The organism is Chitinophaga sp. 22308 (genome assembly GCF_052045305.1).
GTDB classification, from domain to species: domain Bacteria; phylum Bacteroidota; class Bacteroidia; order Chitinophagales; family Chitinophagaceae; genus Chitinophaga; species Chitinophaga varians_A.
The window spans coordinates 400588-422004 of sequence record NZ_JBQEOP010000007.1 but is presented as its reverse complement, the minus strand read 5'-3'; the positions used below and the strand labels follow the sequence as shown (position 1 = coordinate 422004).

Genomic DNA, 21417 nt, shown 5'->3' with positions numbered 1-21417 from the left:
CATGTTGCAACGATATAAACATATTGCCTGGGTCCTGATAGCTGCACTGATCACCGGTTGCGGTAAGGATTTCCTTAACCAGGACCCAACGGCAGCAACGGAAACACGCCATGCCATTAAAGACCTGGCAGGCCTCAGGGCCGCCATTAACGGGGTGTATTCACTGATGCAAAATGAAAACTATTACGGACGCGCCATGTTACTGTTGCCCGACCTGCGGGGTGACAATGAATACATCAGTGTTCTCAACAGTAACAGGTACCGTAATCTGGACCAGTTTATCGTGACGGCCAACGACCAGTACATCACCGATACCTGGAACCAGCTGTATGCCGTGGTAGCCAATGCCAACATGATCATACAAAAAGGCCCTTCAGTGCTGCTGGCGCCATCTGCCGCAGACAGCACCGAAGCCGTGGCGATTGTGGCCGAGGCTTATGCCGTGCGTGGACTGGTGTTTTTTGATATCGCCCGGTTGTATGCCCAGGCATATAACTACACGCCGGACGCCATGCATATGGGTATCCCACTGGCCATCACCACAGATGTGGACGTGGTACAGTCGCCATCCCGCAGTAGTGTGAAAGACACCTACGTGCAGATCATCAAAGACCTGAGCCAGTCCATCCGACTTTTCAACGACAGTAAGAGCACCGCATTCAGCTCCGGTCGGATCAACCTGTTCAGCGCACGGGCCTTGCTTGCGAGGGTGCTGCTTTACAAAGGCGACTGGGAAGGTGCGGAAGCCGCCGCCAGCCAGGTGATCAGCAGCAGTAAATACAGCCTGCTGGCTACAGATAAGGCGGTGAGCGATTTTAACCAGACCGGCAACAGCGAAACGATCTTTGAAATCATCAATACCCCGGTTGACAACCGCAGTACGGACGCACTGAGCTTTATGTTCAGTCAGGCAGGCTACGGAGACGTACTGGCCACGGACGACGTAAGAGGGATATATGACGACAAGGATGTCCGCCTGGGATTTTTGAAAAGAGATAAACGGGCTGGTAACGGCGGCGAGAATCCCGCCAATATCATCACGAAATATAAAGACGTCACCAATTTTTCGGAAAGCATTAAAGTGATGCGGCTTGCAGAGCTGTACCTTGTCCGGGCGGAAGCCCTTGCCCGCCTTGGCAGGGAGGAAGACGCACGGCAGGCGCTCAACAGTATTGTATTGCGGGCCAATCCGGGAACGGCACCGGTAACAGCCGGCGGGAAAGCGCTGCTGGATGCCATCGCACTGGAAAGGCGCAAAGAGCTTGCCTTTGAAGGACACCGGCTTTTTGACCTCGCCCGCACCGGGACACCCTTTGTAAAATACCTGGCTAGTAACAGAACCATCACCGTGGCACTGCCCGGTCCAAAAATAATCTTACCCATCCCTCAAAGGGAGCTGGATGCCAATCCGAATATACGCCACCAGCAAAACGAAGGATACAACTAATCTAAACCGCCTTTGTTGACAATTGGTTTTTGCAAGCTGGTTGGTTTTTGCTTGTAGGGTCCCGGTTACACACCGGGACCTTTTTTATTTATTCGCCGTTCAACCAATAATCCCTTCCTTCGCATAAATTTATTCCTATTTTTGGCGACCTGTAAATCACGTTTTACTACATGTTTCTAAGAATCCGCACTGCACTGGCTTTACTGATAGCGATAACGGCCGGCGTCCCTGCCATGGCACAGCCGTCGCCTGTATGGAATGCTGCCGATATCAAGCTGCAACTGAAAAAGCTGGACACGCTGGCCAGCGTGTTGTACCTGGCAGCCCATCCTGATGATGAAAACACCCGTTTGCTGGCTTACCTGGCCAAAGAAAAACTGTACCGGACCGGTTACCTGTCCCTCACCCGTGGTGATGGTGGCCAGAACCTGGTAGGCAACGAGCAGTCCGAACTGCTGGGGCTTATCCGTACGCAAGAGCTGCTGGCCGCACGTCGCACCGATGGCGCTGAACAGTTCTTTACCCGGGCACAGGACTTTGGCTTCTCCAAAAATCCCGCTGAAACCTTCACTATCTGGGACAAGAAAAAAATCCTGGGCGATGTGGTATGGATGATCCGCAAATTCCAGCCGGACGTGATCATCTGCCGCTTCCCGGCCGACAGCCGCGCCGGCCACGGCCATCATACCGCCTCCGCCATGCTGGCGGCAGAAGCATTTACCGCCGCCGCCGATCCCAAACAATATCCGGAACAACTCAAATACGTTAAACCCTGGAAAACGACACGCCTGTTGTGGAACACTTTTAACTTCGGTTCCGCCAACACCATTTCGGAAGACCAGTTCAAAATAGACGTAGGCGCCTATAATTACCTTTTAGGAAAGGGGTATGGGGAGATAGCCGCGGAAAGCCGCTCCCAGCACAAAAGCCAGGGCTTCGGCGTTCCCGCCGGAAGAGGTTCCAGCATGGAGTACTTCATGACCATCAAAGGAGATGCGCCCCGGCAGCAACTGCTCGACGGCGTAAACACCTCCTGGTCACGCATCCCCGGCGGAGCGGCCGTCGGCGCAATGGTAGACAAAGCCATCCACGATTACAATATCGAAGATCCGGCCGCATCAGTCCCCGCGCTGCTCAACATCCGCAAGGCGGTCCAGGCGCTGCCCGAAGGCTACTGGCGCAACCAGAAGCTGAAAGAGACAGAACAGCTGATCTACGCCTGCACAGGATTGTGGGCGGAAGCATATAGCACTGCGCCTTCCGTAGTACCGGGGTTCGGCATGGAAGCCACCGTACAGCTGATCAACCGCGGACAGTTCCCTGTGAAGCTGCGTAAAGTGGACCTGCCCGGTAAACCGGATGCCACCGGCGCCCGGGAGCTGGACTACAATAAATTCAACAGCATTTCCCAGTCACTGACCGTTCCTGCTGACACAAAAATATCACAGCCTTACTGGCTGGCAGCACCCCATCCATTAGGGACATACGCCATCCCAGACCCGCTGCAGGTGGGCAATCCGGAGAACACCCCTCCGCTGGTGGCCCGCATTTTCCTGGAGATAGGCGGACAGGAGTTCCTGATAGAACGCCCCCTGCAATACAAATACACTGATCCGGTAAAAGGCGAATTATACGAGCCGCTGGTCATAGCACCACCGGTAGTCGCCAATCTGAACAACCAGGTATATATCTTCACCAACAACCAACCGCAGACAGTACCTGTGAAGCTTACCGCTTCTGCTGACGGGGTGACCGGCAATGTACAGCTGCGGCTGCCTGCTGGCTTCGCTGTAAAGGAAAACAGCCAGCCTTTCCGCATGGAGAAAAAAGGAGACGAACAGGAACTGCGGTTCACCATTCATCCGATAGCGGCCACCTCTTCCAATCACGTAGATACGTTCACGATAGTGATGAGCTGTAACGGGAAAGAATATACGCAGAGCATCCAGCATATCCGCTATGACCATATCCCGCTGATCACCCTGTTCCCTGAAGCTTCCGCAAGACTGGTAACGGTAGACCTGAAACACAATGGCAACAAACTGGGGTATATTCCCGGCGCCGGTGATCTGGTAGCAGCTTCCCTGCGCCAGGTAGGATATGATGTTACAGAACTGGGCGAGAAAGAAATCATGGGTAACCAGTTGTCACAATATGATGCCATCATTGTGGGGGTAAGGGCCTACAATACCAATCCCCGCATGAAATACTGGCAAAGCCACCTGATGGATTATGTCAGCAACGGCGGTACCATGCTGGTGCAGTATAATGTGAACAGTCCGCTGGTGACCACCAACCTTGGACCATTTCCGTTTAGCCTTTCCCGTGACCGTGTGACAGATGAAAACGCGGCAGTGACCTTCCTGCAGCCGGACGATGCGGTGATGCATTATCCCAATGAAATCACCAGCGCGGACTTCAGCGGCTGGGTACAGGAGAGAGGCTTGTATTTCCCTGCAAACATTGATAAAGCATATAAGAAATTATTTACGATGAACGATAAAGGTGAATCGCCGCTGGATGGCTCCACTATCATGGCGCAATACGGCAAAGGCAGATATGTGTATACCGGGCTGGCATTTTTCCGCGAGTTGCCCGCAGGCGTGCCGGGTGCCTATCGTTTGTTTGTGAACCTGATTTCTGCGAAACAACATTAAAACAAAATGGCTGGTAAACACGTACAGAACCGTCCCAGACTGAGGATCGCAGCTATCCTGTGTATCCTGCTGGGACTGTTCATCGGATTTGAGATAAAGAGGGTCCACATCGGACTGCTGATTGGTATCGGCCTTGGATTGCTGACAGGAAGCATGTGGACCAAAAGTTCAGACGACTAATGCTGAAATAACGAAATATCTAAATAACAAAATATCTACATGGCTACAGGTCCGGAAGAAGAGAAGCCACCGCTGTTTCCAACCTGGCGTTACTGGTATGTGCTGGTGATCGCCTGGCTGGTTGCACTGATCGTACTCTTCTATCTATTCACCAAAACATATTCATGAGTTCATTAGACTGGGTGGTACTGATTGCCACTCTCGCGATCATTATATTTTACGGGGTCTGGAAAAGCCGGGGAGAGCAGAGCATGGAAAGCTACTTTCTCGGCAATCAGTCTATGCCCTGGTATATTGTGCTGTTGTCTATCATCGGTACACAGGCCAGTGCCATTACCTTTATTTCGGCGCCGGGCCAGGCCTATACTGACGGGATGCGTTTCGTGCAGTATTATTTCGGCCTGCCGCTGGCCATGGTGGTACTGTGTATCACTTTTGTCCCGATCTTTCACAAACTGAAAGTATATACTGCCTATGAGTTCCTGGAAAAACGGTTTGATCTGAAAACCAGGACTCTGACTGCTTCGCTGTTTTTAATACAAAGAGGGCTGTCTACCGGGATCAGTATCTGCGCCCCGTCTATCATCCTGTCGTCCCTGTTGGGCTGGAACCTTTACTGGACCAATATGATCATGGGAGGCCTGTTGATCATTTACACGGTGGCGGGCGGCACCCGCGCCGTGGCCTATACCCAAACGCTGCAACTGGCCATCATCTTCGGAGGTATGTTCCTCGCCGGCTGGATGGTCGTTCACCTGCTGCCGGCGGACATCGGCTTCAAACAGGCCTTGCAGGTGTCCGGTAAAATGGAGAAGCTGAATGTGATTGTGACCAAATTCAACTGGACGGACAAGTACAATATCTGGAGTGGCCTGATAGGCGGCTTTTTCCTTGCCTTGTCCTATTTCGGGACAGACCAGTCGCAGGTAGGACGTTACCTTACTGCCAGGTCCGTAAAAGAAAGCCGTATGGGCCTGCTTATGAACGGCCTGGTGAAAGTGCCGATGCAGTTCCTCATCCTGTTGATAGGCGCAATGGTGTTTGTGTTTTATCTCTATTTCCGCGCACCCATTTTCTTCAACGAAGCGCAGTTGGCAAGAGTCCGGAATACCGCACAGGGACCGGCTTTAGTGCAACTGGAAAGTCAATACGGCCAGCTGGCCACGCAGAAGCAGCAACAGGTGAAACAGCTGGCGGCTGCCCTGGAGCAGGACGACGCTGCAGCTGCGGCAACCGCCAAAAAAGTGCTGAAACAGACGGATGAGCAGGCCCAGGCCGTAAGGGCAGAGGCGCTCTCACTGATGAAGAAAGCTGATCCCGCTGCAGACACTAACGATACCAACTATATCTTCCTGCATTTTGTGGTCAACAACCTGCCTAAAGGACTGGTAGGCCTGTTGATCGCGATTATCTTCCTGGCAGCATGGGGGAGCATCGCGGCAGCGCTTAACTCTCTGGCTTCAACCACAGTGATCGATATTTACCAACGGCTGTATAACGGTAACGCCTCTCCGGAGCATTACCTGCGCGTGTCGAAGTTATGGTCATTGATATGGGGAGTATTTTGTATTGTGGTAGCACAGTTTGCCAGCGGCCTGGGAAGCCTCATTGAGGTGGTAAACGTGCTGGGCTCCTGGTTCTACGGCGTAACGCTGGGTATCTTTATGGTGGCGTTTTACCTGAAACGGGTAGGAGGCACTGCTACTTTCTGGGGGGCCATTGCGGCGGAAGCAGTAGTACTGGCTATGTATGGGACCGAACAGGTGTCATTCCTCTGGCTCAATGCTATCGGATGTGTGCTGGTAGTGGTATTTGCCCTCATGATACAGCCCTTTGTAAAACAAAAGGCCACAGCGATTTAATATTTTACTATAGGGAGAATAAAAAATGCAGCGGAAATTATCCGCTGCATTTTTTTTGTCGCATATTTTATAGCCGGGACTAAAATTATTTCAGTGTGGCCAGCAGTTTGTTGTTCAGCGCTACGTAGTCGTCGTTCTTAGCAGCTTTAGCCAGCTCGATGGATTTCAGAGCAGCTTCTTTAGCAGCAGCTTTGTCTTTCGCTTTCGCGTAGATTTTTGCTTTCTGATGCCAAACCCAGAACGCATCAGGGCTTTGGGCAGCAGCTGCATCTATCCATGTTTTGGCTTTGTTAATGTCCAGGTCGTGCTCGAGGTAATAAACGGCTGACTGGAAGTAGGGCTTTTTATCGCCGGGAGCAGCCATCGCAGCATCGATCTGGCCCAGCACTTTGTTCTGGATATCAGCAGTGATGGCAACAGGTACTTTTACTTTGTCCCAGCTGATCACTAGGTTCATGGAAGATTCTTTCACATCTTCAAAACCGATGGTAAAGCTTTCCTGCGCGGCTTGTGCTACTGGTTTAACCTGTACACGGGCTACGTCGTTTTCCTGTTTGTACAGCGACGGGCTGTTCACATCCAGGCTGCTGGTGAGGATAACGGTCCACTGTTGTGCGCCCGGAATGGTGAGCAGGCCGTATTTGCCGGCTTTCACCGGTTTGCCGCCGAAGTTTACGTCTTCGCCGAAAGTGATAACGGTGGGGGAGTTAGCACCTGTTCTCCATACTTTGTTATAGGGAACGATATCGCCCATGATCACCCTGCCTTTTTTCACCGGGCGGGAATAGTTGAGTTCCACGCTGGAGAGGGCGAAGTCTTGTTTTACAGTCTGGCCGGGGCTCGGAGCCGGCATCTTAATACCCTGTGCTACAGAGGCACCTGCATATAACAGCAGCATGGCAGCGGCTGATGCGGTGAAGTTCCTTACAGTTTTCATATAGAGTGTATAATTGGTGGCAAAGGAAAAGGGGCGTATTATTCGATGAGTCCATTGCGGAACGCATATAATACCAGGCCTACGCTGTTTTTGACGTTCAGTTTTTCCAGCAGCTTTTGACGGATACCTTCTACAGTGCGGGGGCTGAGGAATATCTGTTCAGATATTTCCTGTGTGGTCAGCTCCTGGCAGATGAGTTTCAGCACTTCCTGTTCACGGTCGTTGAGCTGTATTTCGTTTTTAAGTGTAGGCTTGAATTGTTGTTTGTTTTTGTGTAGAACTTTCTTTAATAAAGCCAGGTTGACGTTTTCATTAAAATAGAAGCCTTTCTCATACGTCGTGCAGATGGCTTCATAAATTTCTTCCGGGTCTGCATTTTTCAGCAGGTAGGCGTTGGCGCCGTTTTCCACGAGGTGAACGATGAAGTTGTCGTCCTCATACATGGTGAGGATAATTACTTTCACGTCAGGGTACTTCTCCTTCACTTTAATGGTGGCCTCAATGCCGTCCATGTTGGGCATTTTAAGGTCCATCAGAATTACGTCGGGTTGTTGCTGTTCCATATGCTGCAACAGATGCAGGCCGTCGTCAGCTTCAAATATGAAGCGGATGTTGTCATAGGGTACCAGCGTGTTGATCACTCCACTGCGGAAGATCTTATGATCGTCAGCAATAGCCACTTTTATGTGTGCCATAGTGAACAGTTTATAGAGAAATAAATTATTTTTTTGTTAATAAATTACTGGAAGTCATGTTGTTACATATGGGTACAACAAAACCGGATGGCAATTTAGTAATAAAACAACATATCCATTCACTATTCTGTACCTAAACCTGATAATTTTCTACGGTAATGGTAGCGAGTGTGCCAATTGGATCGCCCGCGGCGAAGGTAATATTTCCGCCGATTATATTGAGGCGGCTCTCGATGTTTTTGAGGCCCAGGCTTCCTGTTTTCTTTTTGTTGGCGTCCAGTGAAGGCAGCAGCAGCCCGTTGCCGTTGTCTGCAACAGTGATCGTCAGCAGGGAGGGGGTGGTCTGGTAAGTGATGGTCACCTCTGTTGCCGCTGCATGTTTCAGGATATTGTTGATCAGTTCCTGCACCACGCGGTATACGTTCAGTGCTTTTTCCTTGTCTACAGGCTGAGGGTTGTCTGTTACCCGGAAGTGGATTTTTACTGCCTTGTTTTTGTTCATAAGGCTGCAGAAGGAATCCAGCGCATGGGCCAGGCCAAGGTTTTCCAGCGCCTGGGGGTGCAGGCTTTGGGAGATGAACCGGAGTTGTTGTATAATAATGTCCGTAAAGTCTTTGGTTTCCTTCAGCCTTTCAGCTTCCCCGTTGCCGGTTTTCAGCAGCGGCATCAGTCCGCCGATACTGAGTTTCAGCACAGACAGCTGCGCGCCTACTTCATCGTGCAGATCTTCCGCAATACGTTTGCGTTCCTGTTCCTGGCCCTGTAGCACAGCCACCAGTCGTTCCCGTTGCAGTTGCAGATCTTTGTCCCTGATCAGCAGCTTGTGTTGTATAACCTGTTTCTGTTGGAACATCACGAGCAAAATCACGATCACTCCAAGGATTAACATTACTGTAGTACCAATTACAATAATATCAATTGTCTGCATACCCTAACCGTTTAGTTTTTGTGAGGCCAATATACAGCAGAAACATGGCAATTATACAAACAATATAATTTATACTGAGGAGTGTGAGCACCATGGTTTGCTGTGCGTCTTTGGGTAATTGGATGAGGTTATAGCTGATAGAAAACAGGAAGGAACTACAGAAATAGATAAAGATGCCTGAACTATACCAGAATTCGGGCAACGTGTTGATATAAATAGCTTTTTCCAGTAGCTCTCTGTCTGTCAGCAGCTGGAGGAAAAAAATAACACCATAGGCGATAATGAGACCTGATTTTAGTCCGGCACTAATGGAATTATAGGATTTGATGCCTTCAAATTTGAGGAAGTCGGCAATACAAAGTCCCAGCACGAGAATGGGAAGGTAGGTAATAAGCTGTTTGACTGTTGGGTGTTTAATAATGTTCCAATAAAAGCAGGAGAGGACGACAAACTGTATGAAGTTCATTATGCTGAACAGCCACATATTGTTCATGCCCATATTGGCTGTAATAGCAGATCCCGAAGCAAAAACCACGCTACTGATGATGTAGTAGCACATCCATTTGCTGGTAGCGTCCAGCGCTTTGAATTTTAACAGGAAGGGGATCAAAATCAAAGCTTCGATCCCCATCATCGTGTAAAATATACCAAGGAATATATTCAGATTCACGTTTTTCCTTTATTGGGTGGGTGGTTTGGTACCTCCGCCGGAGCAATAAGCCGGACAGGGAAGGCCCTGGTCAAGAATGAGGGCGGAAGACATGCTTTTCGCAACGGAACCCGTAGCAGGATCGCCTGCCGGAGGAAGGATGTCGTTACCATCACTGTCAACAGCCACCAGCACCATTTTCTTTTCTTTGATGCCGTCTCCGTCCGTGTCGATTTTCAGACCATAGTAAATTCTCAGTGCGGTGCAATCAGGTTGATTCAGCAGTTCCAGCACTTTGTCTTTACCAAAACACATGGCCTTTACGTGCGTGCCCATGGATTTCTGCTGGGCATGTTCGTCGTCATGGTTCTTACATAATGTCTCCATTTCCTCTCTGGAAATGAAACCACCTGCGTCAGCAGGGATTGGTCTTTGTGTAGAATCGCTCATAATTGTGGGTAGTTTAAGGTTTTGGGGTAAAATTATTACAATATTACATGTTTGCAAGATTGGTTGCGTAAGTGGGTTTTGCCCTGTAAAACCGGCTGGTGGCCGGAAATGTAGCATGGAAAAGGGTTGTGCCTGAAAAGAGGTTAATAGGAAGTACTGAAATAGCGTAACAGTCACTTAAAAATGCGTATTTATACGCATTTATTTTTTTCAGGTTTACAACGCTTGCTTAGCATCCTGATGTTGTTAATCTTTGTAACTGCAACCGGATCGAACTAACTGTTACACATATCGGATTAATGCACTAGGGCCTTTCTACCATGTTTGTTTTTAGTATGCAGCGGGTTTCTATCATTGCCCCCTTTAAAATTAAAAAACATGAGTTACCTGTTAATTGGAAATATCTCTGCTCTTATCTGTGACGACTGCATCGAGCCCCTCTCGCAGGCACGGATACGCGTTTACCTGCCGGACACCCGTTATCCGGCCATCAACCCCAAAGGAATTTTCAGTGACCTGCAACCCTTGTCAGCCAAAGAAGTATTGATGAAAGCGGACCGCCTGCTGGCGGAAGCTATACTGGACGATCAGGGTAATTTCACCCTATCGTGGAAACAGGAACACCTTTTTACTGAACCGCTGGAGTTAGATCTCTGCCTGGACACGCTCCCCGGCAAAACCGGTATCCGGCAACCCCGCAATTTTCACCTGTGTACAGCCGTGCTACACTGGAAACGCAGTATTAACGGTTATATAGGGGCCTATGCCTACGTTGTTCCTTCCGCCATTTGGAACTCCATCCAGGGAGAAGCCGGCGCCTGGGTGATCACCGGTACTGTCAGACAACGCCGGGAGACGGGAAATGACCAGCCACCATTACGGGTGGAGGCATTTAATGCGCTCTCCGGCAAAAAGATCGGTACTGCTTTTACAAATGAATATGGCCGTTATACACTGCGTTTTTCCCGGAAAGACCTTTACCACGGCTCCTTACAGCCCGTCCGTCAAGGACGCCGGAATATGGGGCCCGATGTGTATTTCCGTATATATAACAATGACAAACTGGTGTTGTCGGAAAATGAATCACATGCCGCCTTACCGGAAAGACAAGACCTTCCGCCCTGCAGTTGCGTCAATCTGGTGTACCGTTCGTCTATGGTCAAATGGGCATCAGGGCATATACAGGGATGGATCAACGATATGAAAGTACTCTCTGGCAAAAGCAGAAAGAAACGGGAGCAATTGCACCTGAGCAATGCGCTGTTTTAACTCCTGGTGGAAAGTATTTTGTTTGACCCCTTTTTTATCGTGTACCAGCCGCCTTCGGGCGGCTGTTTGTTTTAAAACCGGGGATGAAAACGGGAGAGGGTGTCGCGCAGGTATTCCCTGTCCAGATGGGTATAGATCTCTGTGGTGGAAATGCTTTCATGTCCGAGCATTTGTTGTACGGCCCTCAGATCGGCCCCGCCTTCCACCAGGTGCGTGGCAAAAGAATGCCTGAACGTATGTGGCGACACGTTCTTTTCGATGCCTGCCAGTTTGGTCAGTTCCTTGATCACGAGAAAAATCATCACACGGCTAAGCGGCCCGCCGCGGCGGTTGAGGAACAAGGTATCTTCTTCCCCGTGTTTAACGGGCAGGTGTATACGTACATTACGCCGGTATACATCAATATGCCGCATGGCGTCCCGGCCGATAGGCACCATCCTTTCTTTATTGCCCTTGCCTACCACCCGTACAAAACCTACGTCCATATGCAGCTGGGTGATCTGTAAATTAGTGACCTCGCTGACACGCAGGCCGCAGCTGTACATGGTTTCGAGGATGGCTTTGTTACGGTGCCCTTCGGCTGTGCTGAGGTCAACCTGTGCAATGATTTTTTCTATCTCTTCAAAGCTCAGCACGTCAGGCAGCTTGCGCTGCAGCTTGGGCGCTTCCAGCAGTTGTGTCGGGTCGTCCTGCGTCATGTCTTCCAACAGCAGGAACTTGTAAAACGCTTTGATGCCGGAGATGGTCCGTGCCTGGGAGGCCGGTGTCATGCCCAGTTTTGACACCCACTGTATGCAGCCTTGTAGATCGGACAGCGTCACATCCTGTGGCCGCAGTTTCTCGCCGCCGTGTGCCTGGAGATATTGCTCCAGTTTCTCTACATCGCGCAGATAGGCCTCTACGGAATTGTCCGACAGCGACCGCTCCAGCTTCATATATCCTTTGAATAGTTTACGGAATGATTCCCACATAATTGAAGGCAAGTTAAAAGTTTTATCCTATTTTTAATTCTACCAGTCTTTATAACTACCAACCCTTCATTTATTATGTCTGCCCCCGCTTTTAGAAAAATAAACAAACTATTGGTGGCCAACCGTGGCGAAATCGCTGTACGGGTACTGAGGGCCGCCGCTGAGCTACGCATCCGGACTATCGCCGTATTTACGTATGAAGACCGCTATTCGCTGCACCGCTATAAAGCGGACGAAGCCTATCAGATAGGTCGCGATGATGAACCGCTGAAGCCGTACCTGGACATCGAAGCCATCATCAACCTGGCGAAGACACAACAGGTGGACGCTATCCATCCGGGCTACGGTTTCCTCAGTGAAAACGTACAGTTCGCCCGCCGTTGCCGCGAAGAAGGCATCATCTTCGTCGGCCCCGCGCCGGAAGTCATGGCGCAGCTGGGCGATAAGGTCGCCGCAAAAGTGATCGCACGGGAGGCGGAAGTACCGCTGATTGCCGACAGCCAGGTGCTACTGACGGATGTGAGCATCGTTTTAGCGGAAGCAAAACGTATAGGCTTTCCGGTGATGCTGAAAGCCGCCGCCGGCGGCGGTGGCCGCGGAATGCGCATGGTGGCCGAAGAATCAGCCCTGGAAAGGGCCTTCCTGGAAGCGCGCAGTGAAGCAGCCAAAGCTTTCGGCGATGATACCATCTTCATCGAGAAATTCATCGAAGACCCCAAACATATTGAAGTGCAACTGATGGGTGACAGGCACGGTAACATTGTGCATCTCTATGAACGGGACTGCTCCGTGCAACGGCGGTTCCAGAAAGTGGTGGAGATTGCCCCGTCGCCCAATCTACCCCAACATACCCGCGATAAATTATATGAGTATGCCTTGCGCCTCGCACATAAAGTAGGGTTCGACAATGTAGGCACAGTGGAATTCCTGGTAGACAGGTCCCACCATATCTATTTTATAGAAGTCAATCCCCGTATCCAGGTAGAGCATACCGTTACCGAAGAGGTGACCGGCATCGATATCGTCCGCTCGCAGATACTGATAGCGCAGGGGCACCGGCTGTCCGATCCTGAGATATTCCTGAAAGGCCAGGAGGACGTGCGGCTCAACGGTTTTGCCATCCAATGCCGTATCACCACAGAAGACCCGGAAAACAATTTTAAGCCTGACTACGGCACCGTGATCGCTTATCGCAATGCCGGTGGTTTCGGGATACGGCTGGATGAAGGCAGCACTTACTCCGGCGTAAAGATTTCGCCCTTCTTCGATTCCATGCTGGTAAAGGTGACGGCCTGGGGCCGCACGCTGTCAGGCGCTTCCAGCCGCCTGCACCGCACGCTGCGGGAATTCCGCATCAGAGGGGTGAAAACCAATATCCGTTTCCTTGAAAATGTGATCACCAATGACGTCTTCAGGAGAGGCAACTGTACCGTTGCTTTCATTGACCAGCACCCTGAATTGTTTAAGCTGTCGCAGATACGGGACCGAGGCACCAAGACCCTGATGTACCTGGCTGATGTGACGGTGAACGGGCACCCGGACGTAAAAGGCAAAGTGGAGAACAAAACGTTCCGTACGCCTGAGATCCCGGCTTATGCCTCGTTGCAGCCGTACCCGGCCGGCATGAAGGACCGGTTGGAGCAAATGGGAAGGGAAGGGTTTGCGCGCTGGCTGAGGGAAGAGAAGCCGGTCTATTATACAGACACCACTTTCCGGGACGCGCACCAGAGTTTGCTGGCCACCCGGGTGCGTACCAAAGACATGCTTGCCGTGGCGGAAGGGTACGCCAAAAGTAATCCGGAGATATTCTCCATGGAAGTATGGGGAGGGGCCACCTTTGATGTGGCCATGCGTTTTCTACATGAGTGCCCGTGGCGGCGGCTGCAGTTGTTGCGTAAAGCCATGCCCAATATGCTGCTGCAGATGCTTTTTCGCGGGTCTAACGCTGTCGGCTACTCGGCATATCCGGAAAACCTCATCGCCACATTTATAGAAAAGGCCGCAGAGAACGGGATCGACGTGTTCCGCATTTTCGACTCGCTCAACTGGGTAGAGGCCATGGCGCCGAGTATCCGGTTTGTACGGGAACGCACCAACGCTATTGCACAGGCGGCCATCAGCTATACCGGTGATGTGCTGCGGGCAGATAACAATAAATATACCCTTCAGTATTATACAGACCTGGCGCGTCGCCTGGAAGACGCCGGCGCGCATATGCTGGCGGTGAAGGACATGGCCGGGCTGCTGAAGCCGGAAGCGGCGTCAGTCCTGATCGGCGCGCTCCGTGACGCCGTGAAACTGCCTATTGTGCTGCATACGCACGATACCGCCGGGATACAGGCGGCCACCTACCTTAAAGCTATTGAAGCAGGGGTGAATGTAGTGGATACAGCGATAGCCTCGCTCAGCGGGCTTACGTCACAGCCTAACCTTAACTCGTTGGTGGCCATTATGGACGGGCATCCGCGCGGGCGGAAGATGAACCTCGCTTCGCTGAACGAGCATAGCAACTATTGGGAAGATGTACGGGAGTTCTACTATCCGTTTGAGTCGGACATGAAAGCCGGCACAGCGCAGATATATGAAAATGAGATCCCTGGCGGACAGTATTCCAACCTGCGGCAACAGGCGGAGTCACTGGGGCTGGGAGATAAACTGGAACAGATCAAGCGGAACTATGCAGTAGTGAACCAGCTCTTTGGCGATATTGTGAAAGTCACGCCCAGTTCCAAGGTAGTGGGTGATATGGCTTTGTTCATGACCAGCAATCAGTTAACCGCCGCTGATGTGCTGGATGGTTCGCGTAACCTGGCTTTCCCTGCTTCCGTGAAAGGTTTTTTCAGGGGGGAGCTGGGCGTGCCTTTTGGCGGTTTCCCTGCTGAGCTGCAACGGATTGTGCTGAAAGGAGAAAAGCCGATAGCAGGTAATCCAAATGCGCAGTTACCGCCTGTAAATTTTGAGGCCGACTTTGCGGCCTTTCAGACGAAGTACCCGCATGCTGAGTTCCTGGACTATCTCAGTTACCAGATGTTCCCGAAGGTGTTCGATGAGTACTATCAGCATGCGATGATCTTTGGTAACGTCGAGGCTATTCCCACGCCGGCTTTTTTTTATGGGCTGAAGCAGGGGGAAGAGATACTGATCACGCTGAGCAAGGGCAAGACAATCATTGTAAAGCTGCTGTATGTGTTGCCGGCCGATGAGCACGGGATGCGGACAGTGGTGTTTGAGCTGAACGGTTATGCCCGTCGTGTCCAGGTGAGGGACCATGCGGTGAAGAGCGTGGCGGTGGAGAACCGGAAGGTGGCGGACGCCGCAGTGGAAATCGGGGCGCCGTTGCCGGGCAGGTTGTCACGGGTGCTGGTAGAACCCGGAGCTGTGGTGATACCCAATATGCCTTTATTTATCATCGAGGCAATGAAGATGGAAACAACGGTAACGGCTACCCGAAACGGAAGAGTCAAGGCTGTGCTGTTAGGGGAGGGAAGTATGGTGCAGCAGGATGATTTGGTAGTGGAAATGGAAAAACAGGCTTCGGTTTAAGAGGTGGATTTAAGTAAATGTAATTAAATTGTTGTAAACCAGTTATTTAAAACAATTTATTTTTGGTGTCAAAAACCGTTTTTAACGAACGAAATGTATAAGTTTGAGGGTTGAAAATCAAGTAATTTTGCTCTTTTGTCTGATAAGATTGGTCAAATGTCGTTGTGTTGAAACCATTGGTTTAATAAATACTAGTTAATTATTTAAAAATCAATATTTTATATTTAAAAAACATTTGTCTAAGGGCAAAAAAAATAACCTGGCCAGGGCCAGGTTATTTTTGCTTTTCCGTTGGACGGAGATTAGAATTTTTCGAGGCCGCTGAAGAAGAAATCTCCTTCGATGGCAGCATTCTCATCAGAGTCAGAACCGTGAACAGCGTTACGGCCGATAGACTCAGCGTATTTTTTACGGATGGTACCTTCTTCTGCGTTGGCAGGGTTGGTAGCGCCGATCAGTTTACGGAAATCTTCTACTGCATTGTCTTTTTCCAGGATAGCTGCTACAATGTGGCCGCTGCTCATGAATTCTACCAGTTCGCCGTAGAAAGGTCTTTCTTTATGCACTGCATAAAATTCACCCGCTTTGGCTGCAGACAGCTGTGTCATTTTCATGGCTACGATGCGGAAACCTGCGGCATTGATCATGTTCAGGATGCCACCAATATGCCCGTTTGCTACCGCATCAGGCTTAATCATTGTAAATGTTCTGTTGCTCATATTTGTTTTATTCCGAATTACAGATTAGGCCGCAAAAGTAATTACATTTTCTTTAGTGGTAAAAAATTTTGAAATTCTGGCTCAAATAAAGATCTTCGCACTTCATTTTCTGTCACAAATTATTGGTTGTGACAAGAAATTAGTCTTAACATTACAGTTTTTTAATGAAGCCGATCGAGGAAATTAAACCTTTACTGGAAGCGCCGAAGAAAGTGGTGATCACAATGCATCAGAAACCGGATGCAGATGCCATGGGGTCTTCACTGGCACTATACCATTATCTGATTCAGAAAGGCCACCAGGTAACGGTCATTTCTCCTACTAATTTCCCGGACTTCTTAAAATGGATGCCAGGAGCGGAGGGTGTGATTGATTTTGAATCTTCTACAGACAAGGCGATGGAGGCACTGAAAGACATACAACTGCTTTTCTGCCTCGATTTCAACGCTTTGTACCGTACCAAGAACATGGCGCCGCATCTGGAAGCCGTTAAATGCACCAAAATACTGATCGATCATCACCTGGAACCGCAGCCGGACTTTGAGTATGGGGTAAGCGATACTTCCGCCAGCTCTACAGCGCAACTGGTGTACGAAACGATCTATAAGCTGGGCGATGAAAAGCTCATTAACCTGGACATTGCCCAATGCATATATGCCGGTACGGTCACAGATACCGGTTCGTTCCGTTTTGCGTCCACTACCGCCCGGGTTCACCGGATGGTAGCAGACCTGATGGACAGAGGACTGCGTCACGAGATCATCCACCAGGAGATCTATGACAATTTCCTGGAGAACCGTCTCCGTTTCCTGGGGCACAGCCTGTTGAACCGCATGGAGGTGTTCTATGAGTACAATACGGCCATGCTGGCCATTCCCTATTCCGACCTGAAGCGTTTCGACCTCCAGACCGGCGATACAGAAGGGCTGGTCAATTTCCTGCTGTCTATCCAAGGTATTAAGATGGCCGCATTGATCATCGACCGAAACTCAGAAGTGAAGCTGTCATTCCGTTCCAAAGGTAATTTTGACGTGAACACCTTCGCCCGCAGGTATTTTGAAGGAGGAGGCCATTTCAACGCCTCCGGAGGAAGAAGCACCGATTCCCTGGAAAAAACAGTCAACCGGTTCATCAAGGCAGTGGAAGAAAACGAAACGCTTTTACAATAAGGCACAACTGTTACAAGTATATCAACTACTAATACAATCAAATGAAAAGAAACAATCAGTTATTAGTTGCAGCGTTCGGCTTACTGATAGCCAGCTGCGGAACGGGTGGCGTTAAAAAGACACCAGGCGGTATTGAATATATCGTTCACAAATCCGGCAGCGGAGCACAACTGAAGCTGGGAGATACTGCCCTGATGAATGTGACGCAGCGTATCAACGACTCCATTCTGGGTGAGTCCCGCAAAATCGTTGGTGCTGCAATCCCTGTCCTGATTTCCAAACCACAGAACAAGTTCGACCTGATGGAAGGACTGGCGCTCCTGCATGAAGGTGACAGTGCCACCTTCGTTATTCCCTGGGATTCATTGCCAGCTAACGAACGTCCTCCCTTTGGTAAAAAAGGTGATAAGCTGAAAATCACTTTCGCGGTAGAAAACAAATTCTCTGCTTCTACCCAGAAAGAAAAAGACGAGAAAGCTATCAAGGAATACATGGAGAAAAACAAAATCAACGCTACCAAAAATCCTGACGGCGTATATATCGCTATTCAACAGGAAGGTACCGGTGGAACTCCTAATGTTGGCGATACCGTTGTAGTACACTACACTGGTAAACTGACTTCCGGCAAAGTATTTGACTCCAGCCAGGATTCTACCCTGCGCCCGGGTATGCCTTTAGAGCCTATCAAATTCCCGATCGGTCAGGGCTTCGTCATCAAAGGATGGGATTCCGGTCTGAAAGGCCTGAAAAAAGGTACTAAAGCTACCCTGCTGATCCCTTCTACTATGGCTTATGGTTTACAGGGCAGCCCTCCGGCAATTCCTGCCAACTCTATCCTGGTATTTGATGTACAACTGGTAGACATTAAACCTGGTACCCCTGCACCTGCCGCTCCGGCTGCAGCAGCTCCGGCTCCTGGTAAAAAATAATTCTGCTCCGGCAGTGAATAAAAAAAGCCTCCCGAACGGGAGGCTTTTTTTATGATCCGGGTCCCAGGGCAGAAGCCCTGGGCTACAATGTGTTTCAGGTGTGTTTATCAGCGTAAGCCCTGGGACCCCAGGAACCGCTCCCTGATTTCAGGAGTGGGGACCATGCACCTGTCTTTCCTGCCAAACCAACGGTAACGGTTACGCGCAATTATATTATACACGCCATCCCTTATAAAGCGGGGAAAGATTATTCCGGCATATAACAACTTCCACGGAAAGGGCAGTTGCCTGGCTACCCGGAGGGCGGCCGTGCTTTTCGTGTAAGCCTTACCGTTTTGTACCAGTATAAAAGAGGCCATTTGGGAAATATCTGTTTGATGGGTGGCTGCCAGCGCAGCTGCCACGTAAGACTGTAACGGCGCAAACCTGAAATGTCCCCGACGGTCGTGCCGTATCACAAAATTGATACTACCATTACATAAGTTGCAGACCCCGTCGAATAATATGATGTCCATGGTCTAAATCGTTGTGCCGTTTACGTTAACTCTCTCACGCATAACCATCGATCAACACCTCATAGAGTTTTACTTTAAGGTCTTCCAGCGAAACATCCGTCACCAGGTTGCCGTCCTGTGCATAGGCGATGGTGCCTCTTTCCTCGGAAACGATAATGGCAAGGTTGTCACTGTGCTCCGTGATCCCCACGGCTGAACGGTGGCGCAGTCCCACCCGCGTAGGCAGGTTGGGGTTTTCGGAAACAGGCAGGATCACCTTGGCAGCCAGGATCTTATTGCCGACAATGATCAGTGCGCCGTCGTGCAACGGACTGTGTTTGTCGAAAATGCTCTCTATGAGCTTGGCGCTGACGTTACCGTCGATGGTGATGCTGGAAGCGGTATCGAACTTCAGGCGGTAGGTGGTGGCAATCACGATCAGTGCGCCGGTAAAGGTGGCCTGCATATGGCTCACGGCCACAATCACCTCGTTGATAATGTTTTCTTCGTCTTTATAGCTTTTGAACTTGTCGGGCAGGAACAGTTTGGTCAGAAAGCTGTCTTTGCTCAACGGTGTTTTTTTGCCCAGCACCAGCAGAAACTTTCTGATCTCGGGTTGGAATATAATAATGATGGCAATGATGCCGACGTTGATAAAGTTCTGCAGGATACTGGTGAGGATGGGCATCTGTAACGCCCGTACCAGGAAGAAAGCTGCGTATACCATCAGCAGGCCGACAAAAATATTGAAAGCCAGGCTGCCTTTCAGCAGACGATATAACTGTATAATCAGAAAAACTACGATCAGCAGGTCCAAAACATTCAGCCAGCGAAACTCATATCCATAAAATTGTATTACTTCCTTCATAGTTGTAAAAATACTAAGATTTAATTGCCTTTCATTTTCTCTGTGATCCTGACTGCTTCTACGGCTGCTTTAACGTCATGTACCCGCAGCAGATGGGTGCCATGCAGCAGCGCAATGGTATTGAGCACGGTGGTGCCGTTGAGGGCTTCCGCTGGTGTGATGCCCAGCAGTTTGTAAATCATGGATTTGCGGGAGATGCCCGTCAGTACCGGTACTCCCAGTATCTGATGGAAAAGGGAGAGGTCCTTCATCAGGGCGTAGTTATGTTCCAGCGTTTTCCCGAAACCAAACCCCGGATCTGCGATAAAATCGCGGATGCCTGCGGCACGGCATTGCGCCAGCTTGCGGGCCATATAGTCCAGTACCTCGCGCACCACGTTTTCATACTGCGGTTTATGTTGCATCGTGGCAGGCTCGCCCTGCATATGCATCGCAATGTAAGGCACCTGCAGGCGGCCTGCCAAAGGGATCATGTCCTTGTCCAGGTCACCGGCGCTGATGTCATTGATGATGGCGGCACCGGCGTGGACCGTCTTTTCCGCGACGGCGGCATACCAGGTGTCGATCGAAATAATGGCCTGGGGGTAGTGGTTCAGAATAGCATGGATGGCCGGCAGGAGCCTGTTGAGTTCTTCTTCCGGTCCCAGCATGGTGGCGCCCGGACGACTGCTTTGTGCGCCCAGGTCCAGTATGGCAGCGCCTTCCTGCAGGTGTTGCCCGGCTTTCTCCACTACCTGGTGCAGCCCATGCATCCGGCTGCCTTCATAAAAGGAATCGTCTGTAACATTGATAATGCCCATCACTACCGGCCTGGCCAGCGATAACAGCTGCCCCCGGCAATTGATGGACGGTTCCTGTAAGGTATTGATATGGTGTGGTCTCATTTAATGGTTTTTATTCTTTATTTTGCCCTCTGAATCGCTGTTCACAAATTTAAGTAATGCAAAATAAAGGAATTACACATGCAAAGCAGCAAAATGGTTAAAGATCACAGACTTTGATTTGTACGTTTTGTTTACGATCTTTATCAGATTGCGCCTTGGGGTGTAAGGAACTGTTACGTTTAGGACCATGAATACATTAGCACAATACGATGCCGCGGTGGCGGGCTGCAAAGACATTTTTATCAAAAAAACCAAAGATTATGGCACCTCCTGGAGGGTATTACGTCCCATTTCAGTGGTAGACCAGATCTTTATCAAAGCGCAGCGTATCCGCAACCTGCAGGAGATAGGCGTACAGAAAGTGGAAGACAACATCGAAGGTGAATTCAAAGGGATCGTCAACTACGGTGTGATCGGGCTTATTCAAATGGAACAAAACGGCAACCCCTATACGGACTTGCCCGTGGAAGAAGTGGAACAGCTCTATAGCAAATACATTCAACAGGTAAAGGCCGTGATGGAAGATAAAAACCACGACTATGGCGAAGCCTGGAGGGACATGAGCCAGGAGTCCTTCGTGGACCTCATTCTGACCAAACTGCTGCGTATTAAACAGATTCTCCGTAACCAGGGTAAAACCCTGATCTCGGAAGGTATCGATGCCAACTATACAGACATCATCAACTATGCATTGTTTGCACTGATCAAAATCAGTGAGGATAGCCCTGAACGTTCATAGCGCAGGGCTTCAGCCCTGAACTAGAAT

Annotated in this window: 20 protein-coding genes; 10 read left to right on the top strand and 10 right to left on the bottom strand. The window is 50.1% G+C overall.

What is annotated here, in order from left to right:
* Window position 1: 1 nt before the first annotated feature.
* From ACTJJS_RS27780 to ACTJJS_RS27760, 5 genes are all read left to right on the top strand, one after another.
* Window positions 2–1447: a RagB/SusD family nutrient uptake outer membrane protein gene (locus tag ACTJJS_RS27780; RefSeq protein WP_440666729.1), complete on the top strand. Its 1446-nt coding sequence runs from the start codon at window positions 2–4 to the stop codon at window positions 1445–1447.
* 170 nt (window positions 1448–1617) lie between these two features.
* Window positions 1618–4104, top strand: coding sequence for a PIG-L family deacetylase (locus tag ACTJJS_RS27775; RefSeq protein ID WP_440666728.1), 2487 nt, complete (start codon window positions 1618–1620; stop codon window positions 4102–4104).
* Between the two features lie 6 nt (window positions 4105–4110).
* Entirely contained in the window at window positions 4111–4284 is a 174-nt protein-coding gene (locus tag ACTJJS_RS27770) for a hypothetical protein (RefSeq protein ID WP_168874276.1), read from the top strand.
* A 39-nt stretch (window positions 4285–4323) separates the two neighbouring features.
* Window positions 4324–4452 carry a hypothetical protein gene (locus ACTJJS_RS27765; RefSeq protein ID WP_440666726.1) on the top strand — a complete coding sequence of 43 codons (129 nt, stop codon included), beginning with the start codon at window positions 4324–4326 and terminating at the stop codon, window positions 4450–4452.
* Window positions 4449–6146 carry a sodium:solute symporter gene (locus tag ACTJJS_RS27760; protein WP_440666724.1) on the top strand — a complete coding sequence of 566 codons (1698 nt, stop codon included), beginning with the start codon at window positions 4449–4451 and terminating at the stop codon, window positions 6144–6146. The genes ACTJJS_RS27765 and ACTJJS_RS27760 overlap by 4 nt, the downstream gene beginning before the upstream one ends.
* A gap of 85 nt (window positions 6147–6231) precedes the next feature.
* On the opposite strand, the gene ACTJJS_RS27755 is transcribed toward ACTJJS_RS27760, so the two are convergent.
* From ACTJJS_RS27755 to ACTJJS_RS27735, 5 genes are all read right to left on the bottom strand, one after another.
* Entirely contained in the window at window positions 6232–7083 is an 852-nt protein-coding gene (locus ACTJJS_RS27755) for a DUF2911 domain-containing protein (RefSeq protein ID WP_440666723.1), read from the bottom strand.
* A 38-nt stretch (window positions 7084–7121) separates the two neighbouring features.
* Window positions 7122–7778: a response regulator gene (locus ACTJJS_RS27750; RefSeq protein WP_440666721.1), complete on the bottom strand. Its 657-nt coding sequence runs from the start codon at window positions 7776–7778 to the stop codon at window positions 7122–7124.
* A 133-nt stretch (window positions 7779–7911) separates the two neighbouring features.
* Complete coding sequence (locus ACTJJS_RS27745) at window positions 7912–8706, bottom strand: sensor histidine kinase (protein WP_440666719.1); 795 nt, start codon at window positions 8704–8706, stop codon at window positions 7912–7914.
* Window positions 8693–9340: a hypothetical protein gene (locus ACTJJS_RS27740; protein WP_440666718.1), complete on the bottom strand. Its 648-nt coding sequence runs from the start codon at window positions 9338–9340 to the stop codon at window positions 8693–8695. The genes ACTJJS_RS27745 and ACTJJS_RS27740 overlap by 14 nt, the downstream gene beginning before the upstream one ends.
* A gap of 45 nt (window positions 9341–9385) precedes the next feature.
* A complete protein-coding gene (locus ACTJJS_RS27735) occupies window positions 9386–9805 on the bottom strand; it encodes a hypothetical protein (RefSeq protein ID WP_343746733.1) in 420 nt (139 codons plus the stop codon).
* 378 nt (window positions 9806–10183) lie between these two features.
* Here ACTJJS_RS27735 and ACTJJS_RS27730 point away from each other — a divergent pair, with 378 nt between their 5' ends.
* Window positions 10184–11074 (top strand): hypothetical protein, encoded by an 891-nt coding sequence (locus ACTJJS_RS27730; RefSeq protein WP_440666716.1) that lies wholly within the window; start codon window positions 10184–10186, stop codon window positions 11072–11074.
* Between the two features lie 71 nt (window positions 11075–11145).
* Here ACTJJS_RS27730 and xerD read toward each other — a convergent pair whose 3' ends face one another.
* Window positions 11146–12045, bottom strand: coding sequence for a site-specific tyrosine recombinase XerD (xerD, locus tag ACTJJS_RS27725; protein ID WP_168874433.1), 900 nt, complete (start codon window positions 12043–12045; stop codon window positions 11146–11148).
* A gap of 75 nt (window positions 12046–12120) precedes the next feature.
* Between xerD and ACTJJS_RS27720 the strand changes: the two genes are divergently transcribed.
* Window positions 12121–15588 (top strand): pyruvate carboxylase, encoded by a 3468-nt coding sequence (locus ACTJJS_RS27720; protein WP_440666713.1) that lies wholly within the window; start codon window positions 12121–12123, stop codon window positions 15586–15588.
* Window positions 15589–15890: 302 nt separating this feature from the next.
* Here the strand turns inward: ACTJJS_RS27720 and ACTJJS_RS27715 are convergent, their stop codons facing one another.
* Window positions 15891–16307 (bottom strand): nucleoside-diphosphate kinase, encoded by a 417-nt coding sequence (locus ACTJJS_RS27715; RefSeq protein ID WP_168874267.1) that lies wholly within the window; start codon window positions 16305–16307, stop codon window positions 15891–15893.
* A gap of 164 nt (window positions 16308–16471) precedes the next feature.
* Here ACTJJS_RS27715 and ACTJJS_RS27710 point away from each other — a divergent pair, with 164 nt between their 5' ends.
* Window positions 16472–17476: a DHH family phosphoesterase gene (locus ACTJJS_RS27710; protein ID WP_168874266.1), complete on the top strand. Its 1005-nt coding sequence runs from the start codon at window positions 16472–16474 to the stop codon at window positions 17474–17476.
* Window positions 17477–17517: 41 nt separating this feature from the next.
* The gene (locus ACTJJS_RS27705; protein ID WP_440666711.1) at window positions 17518–18405 is read left to right on the top strand and encodes an FKBP-type peptidyl-prolyl cis-trans isomerase; all 888 of its coding nucleotides are present in this window, start codon (window positions 17518–17520) and stop codon (window positions 18403–18405) included.
* Window positions 18406–18512: 107 nt separating this feature from the next.
* Here ACTJJS_RS27705 and ACTJJS_RS27700 read toward each other — a convergent pair whose 3' ends face one another.
* Genes ACTJJS_RS27700 through folP form a run of 3 tightly spaced genes read right to left on the bottom strand, consistent with a single transcriptional unit; the run spans window position 18513 to window position 20651 of the window.
* Window positions 18513–18920: a thiol-disulfide oxidoreductase DCC family protein gene (locus ACTJJS_RS27700; RefSeq protein WP_440666710.1), complete on the bottom strand. Its 408-nt coding sequence runs from the start codon at window positions 18918–18920 to the stop codon at window positions 18513–18515.
* Between the two features lie 34 nt (window positions 18921–18954).
* Window positions 18955–19767: a diadenylate cyclase gene (locus ACTJJS_RS27695; RefSeq protein ID WP_168874263.1), complete on the bottom strand. Its 813-nt coding sequence runs from the start codon at window positions 19765–19767 to the stop codon at window positions 18955–18957.
* Between the two features lie 20 nt (window positions 19768–19787).
* Window positions 19788–20651 carry a dihydropteroate synthase gene (folP, locus tag ACTJJS_RS27690; protein ID WP_440666708.1) on the bottom strand — a complete coding sequence of 288 codons (864 nt, stop codon included), beginning with the start codon at window positions 20649–20651 and terminating at the stop codon, window positions 19788–19790.
* 187 nt (window positions 20652–20838) lie between these two features.
* On the opposite strand from folP, the gene ACTJJS_RS27685 reads away from it, so the two are divergent.
* Entirely contained in the window at window positions 20839–21390 is a 552-nt protein-coding gene (locus tag ACTJJS_RS27685) for a DUF1599 domain-containing protein (RefSeq protein ID WP_168874261.1), read from the top strand.
* Window positions 21391–21417 lie beyond the last annotated feature (27 nt).

What these genes read in the sequence shown, in the direction of transcription:
- ACTJJS_RS27710 (WP_168874266.1), top strand. Translation starts at nt 16,472, where the DNA reads ATGAAGCCGATCGAGGAAATTAAACCTTTACTGGAAGCGCCGAAGAAA.
- ACTJJS_RS27775 (WP_440666728.1), top strand. Translation starts at nt 1,618, where the DNA reads ATGTTTCTAAGAATCCGCACTGCACTGGCTTTACTGATAGCGATAACG.
- ACTJJS_RS27755 (WP_440666723.1), bottom strand. Translation starts at nt 7,083, where the DNA reads ATGAAAACTGTAAGGAACTTCACCGCATCAGCCGCTGCCATGCTGCTG.
- ACTJJS_RS27750 (WP_440666721.1), bottom strand. Translation starts at nt 7,778, where the DNA reads ATGGCACACATAAAAGTGGCTATTGCTGACGATCATAAGATCTTCCGC.
- ACTJJS_RS27715 (WP_168874267.1), bottom strand. Translation starts at nt 16,307, where the DNA reads ATGAGCAACAGAACATTTACAATGATTAAGCCTGATGCGGTAGCAAAC.
- ACTJJS_RS27730 (WP_440666716.1), top strand. Translation starts at nt 10,184, where the DNA reads ATGAGTTACCTGTTAATTGGAAATATCTCTGCTCTTATCTGTGACGAC.
- ACTJJS_RS27770 (WP_168874276.1), top strand. Translation starts at nt 4,111, where the DNA reads ATGGCTGGTAAACACGTACAGAACCGTCCCAGACTGAGGATCGCAGCT.
- ACTJJS_RS27745 (WP_440666719.1), bottom strand. Translation starts at nt 8,706, where the DNA reads ATGCAGACAATTGATATTATTGTAATTGGTACTACAGTAATGTTAATC.
- ACTJJS_RS27765 (WP_440666726.1), top strand. Translation starts at nt 4,324, where the DNA reads ATGGCTACAGGTCCGGAAGAAGAGAAGCCACCGCTGTTTCCAACCTGG.
- ACTJJS_RS27685 (WP_168874261.1), top strand. Translation starts at nt 20,839, where the DNA reads ATGAATACATTAGCACAATACGATGCCGCGGTGGCGGGCTGCAAAGAC.
- ACTJJS_RS27705 (WP_440666711.1), top strand. Translation starts at nt 17,518, where the DNA reads ATGAAAAGAAACAATCAGTTATTAGTTGCAGCGTTCGGCTTACTGATA.
- xerD (WP_168874433.1), bottom strand. Translation starts at nt 12,045, where the DNA reads ATGTGGGAATCATTCCGTAAACTATTCAAAGGATATATGAAGCTGGAG.
- ACTJJS_RS27720 (WP_440666713.1), top strand. Translation starts at nt 12,121, where the DNA reads ATGTCTGCCCCCGCTTTTAGAAAAATAAACAAACTATTGGTGGCCAAC.
- ACTJJS_RS27735 (WP_343746733.1), bottom strand. Translation starts at nt 9,805, where the DNA reads ATGAGCGATTCTACACAAAGACCAATCCCTGCTGACGCAGGTGGTTTC.
- ACTJJS_RS27780 (WP_440666729.1), top strand. Translation starts at nt 2, where the DNA reads ATGTTGCAACGATATAAACATATTGCCTGGGTCCTGATAGCTGCACTG.
- ACTJJS_RS27740 (WP_440666718.1), bottom strand. Translation starts at nt 9,340, where the DNA reads ATGATGGGGATCGAAGCTTTGATTTTGATCCCCTTCCTGTTAAAATTC.
- ACTJJS_RS27700 (WP_440666710.1), bottom strand. Translation starts at nt 18,920, where the DNA reads ATGGACATCATATTATTCGACGGGGTCTGCAACTTATGTAATGGTAGT.
- folP (WP_440666708.1), bottom strand. Translation starts at nt 20,651, where the DNA reads ATGAGACCACACCATATCAATACCTTACAGGAACCGTCCATCAATTGC.
- ACTJJS_RS27695 (WP_168874263.1), bottom strand. Translation starts at nt 19,767, where the DNA reads ATGAAGGAAGTAATACAATTTTATGGATATGAGTTTCGCTGGCTGAAT.
- ACTJJS_RS27760 (WP_440666724.1), top strand. Translation starts at nt 4,449, where the DNA reads ATGAGTTCATTAGACTGGGTGGTACTGATTGCCACTCTCGCGATCATT.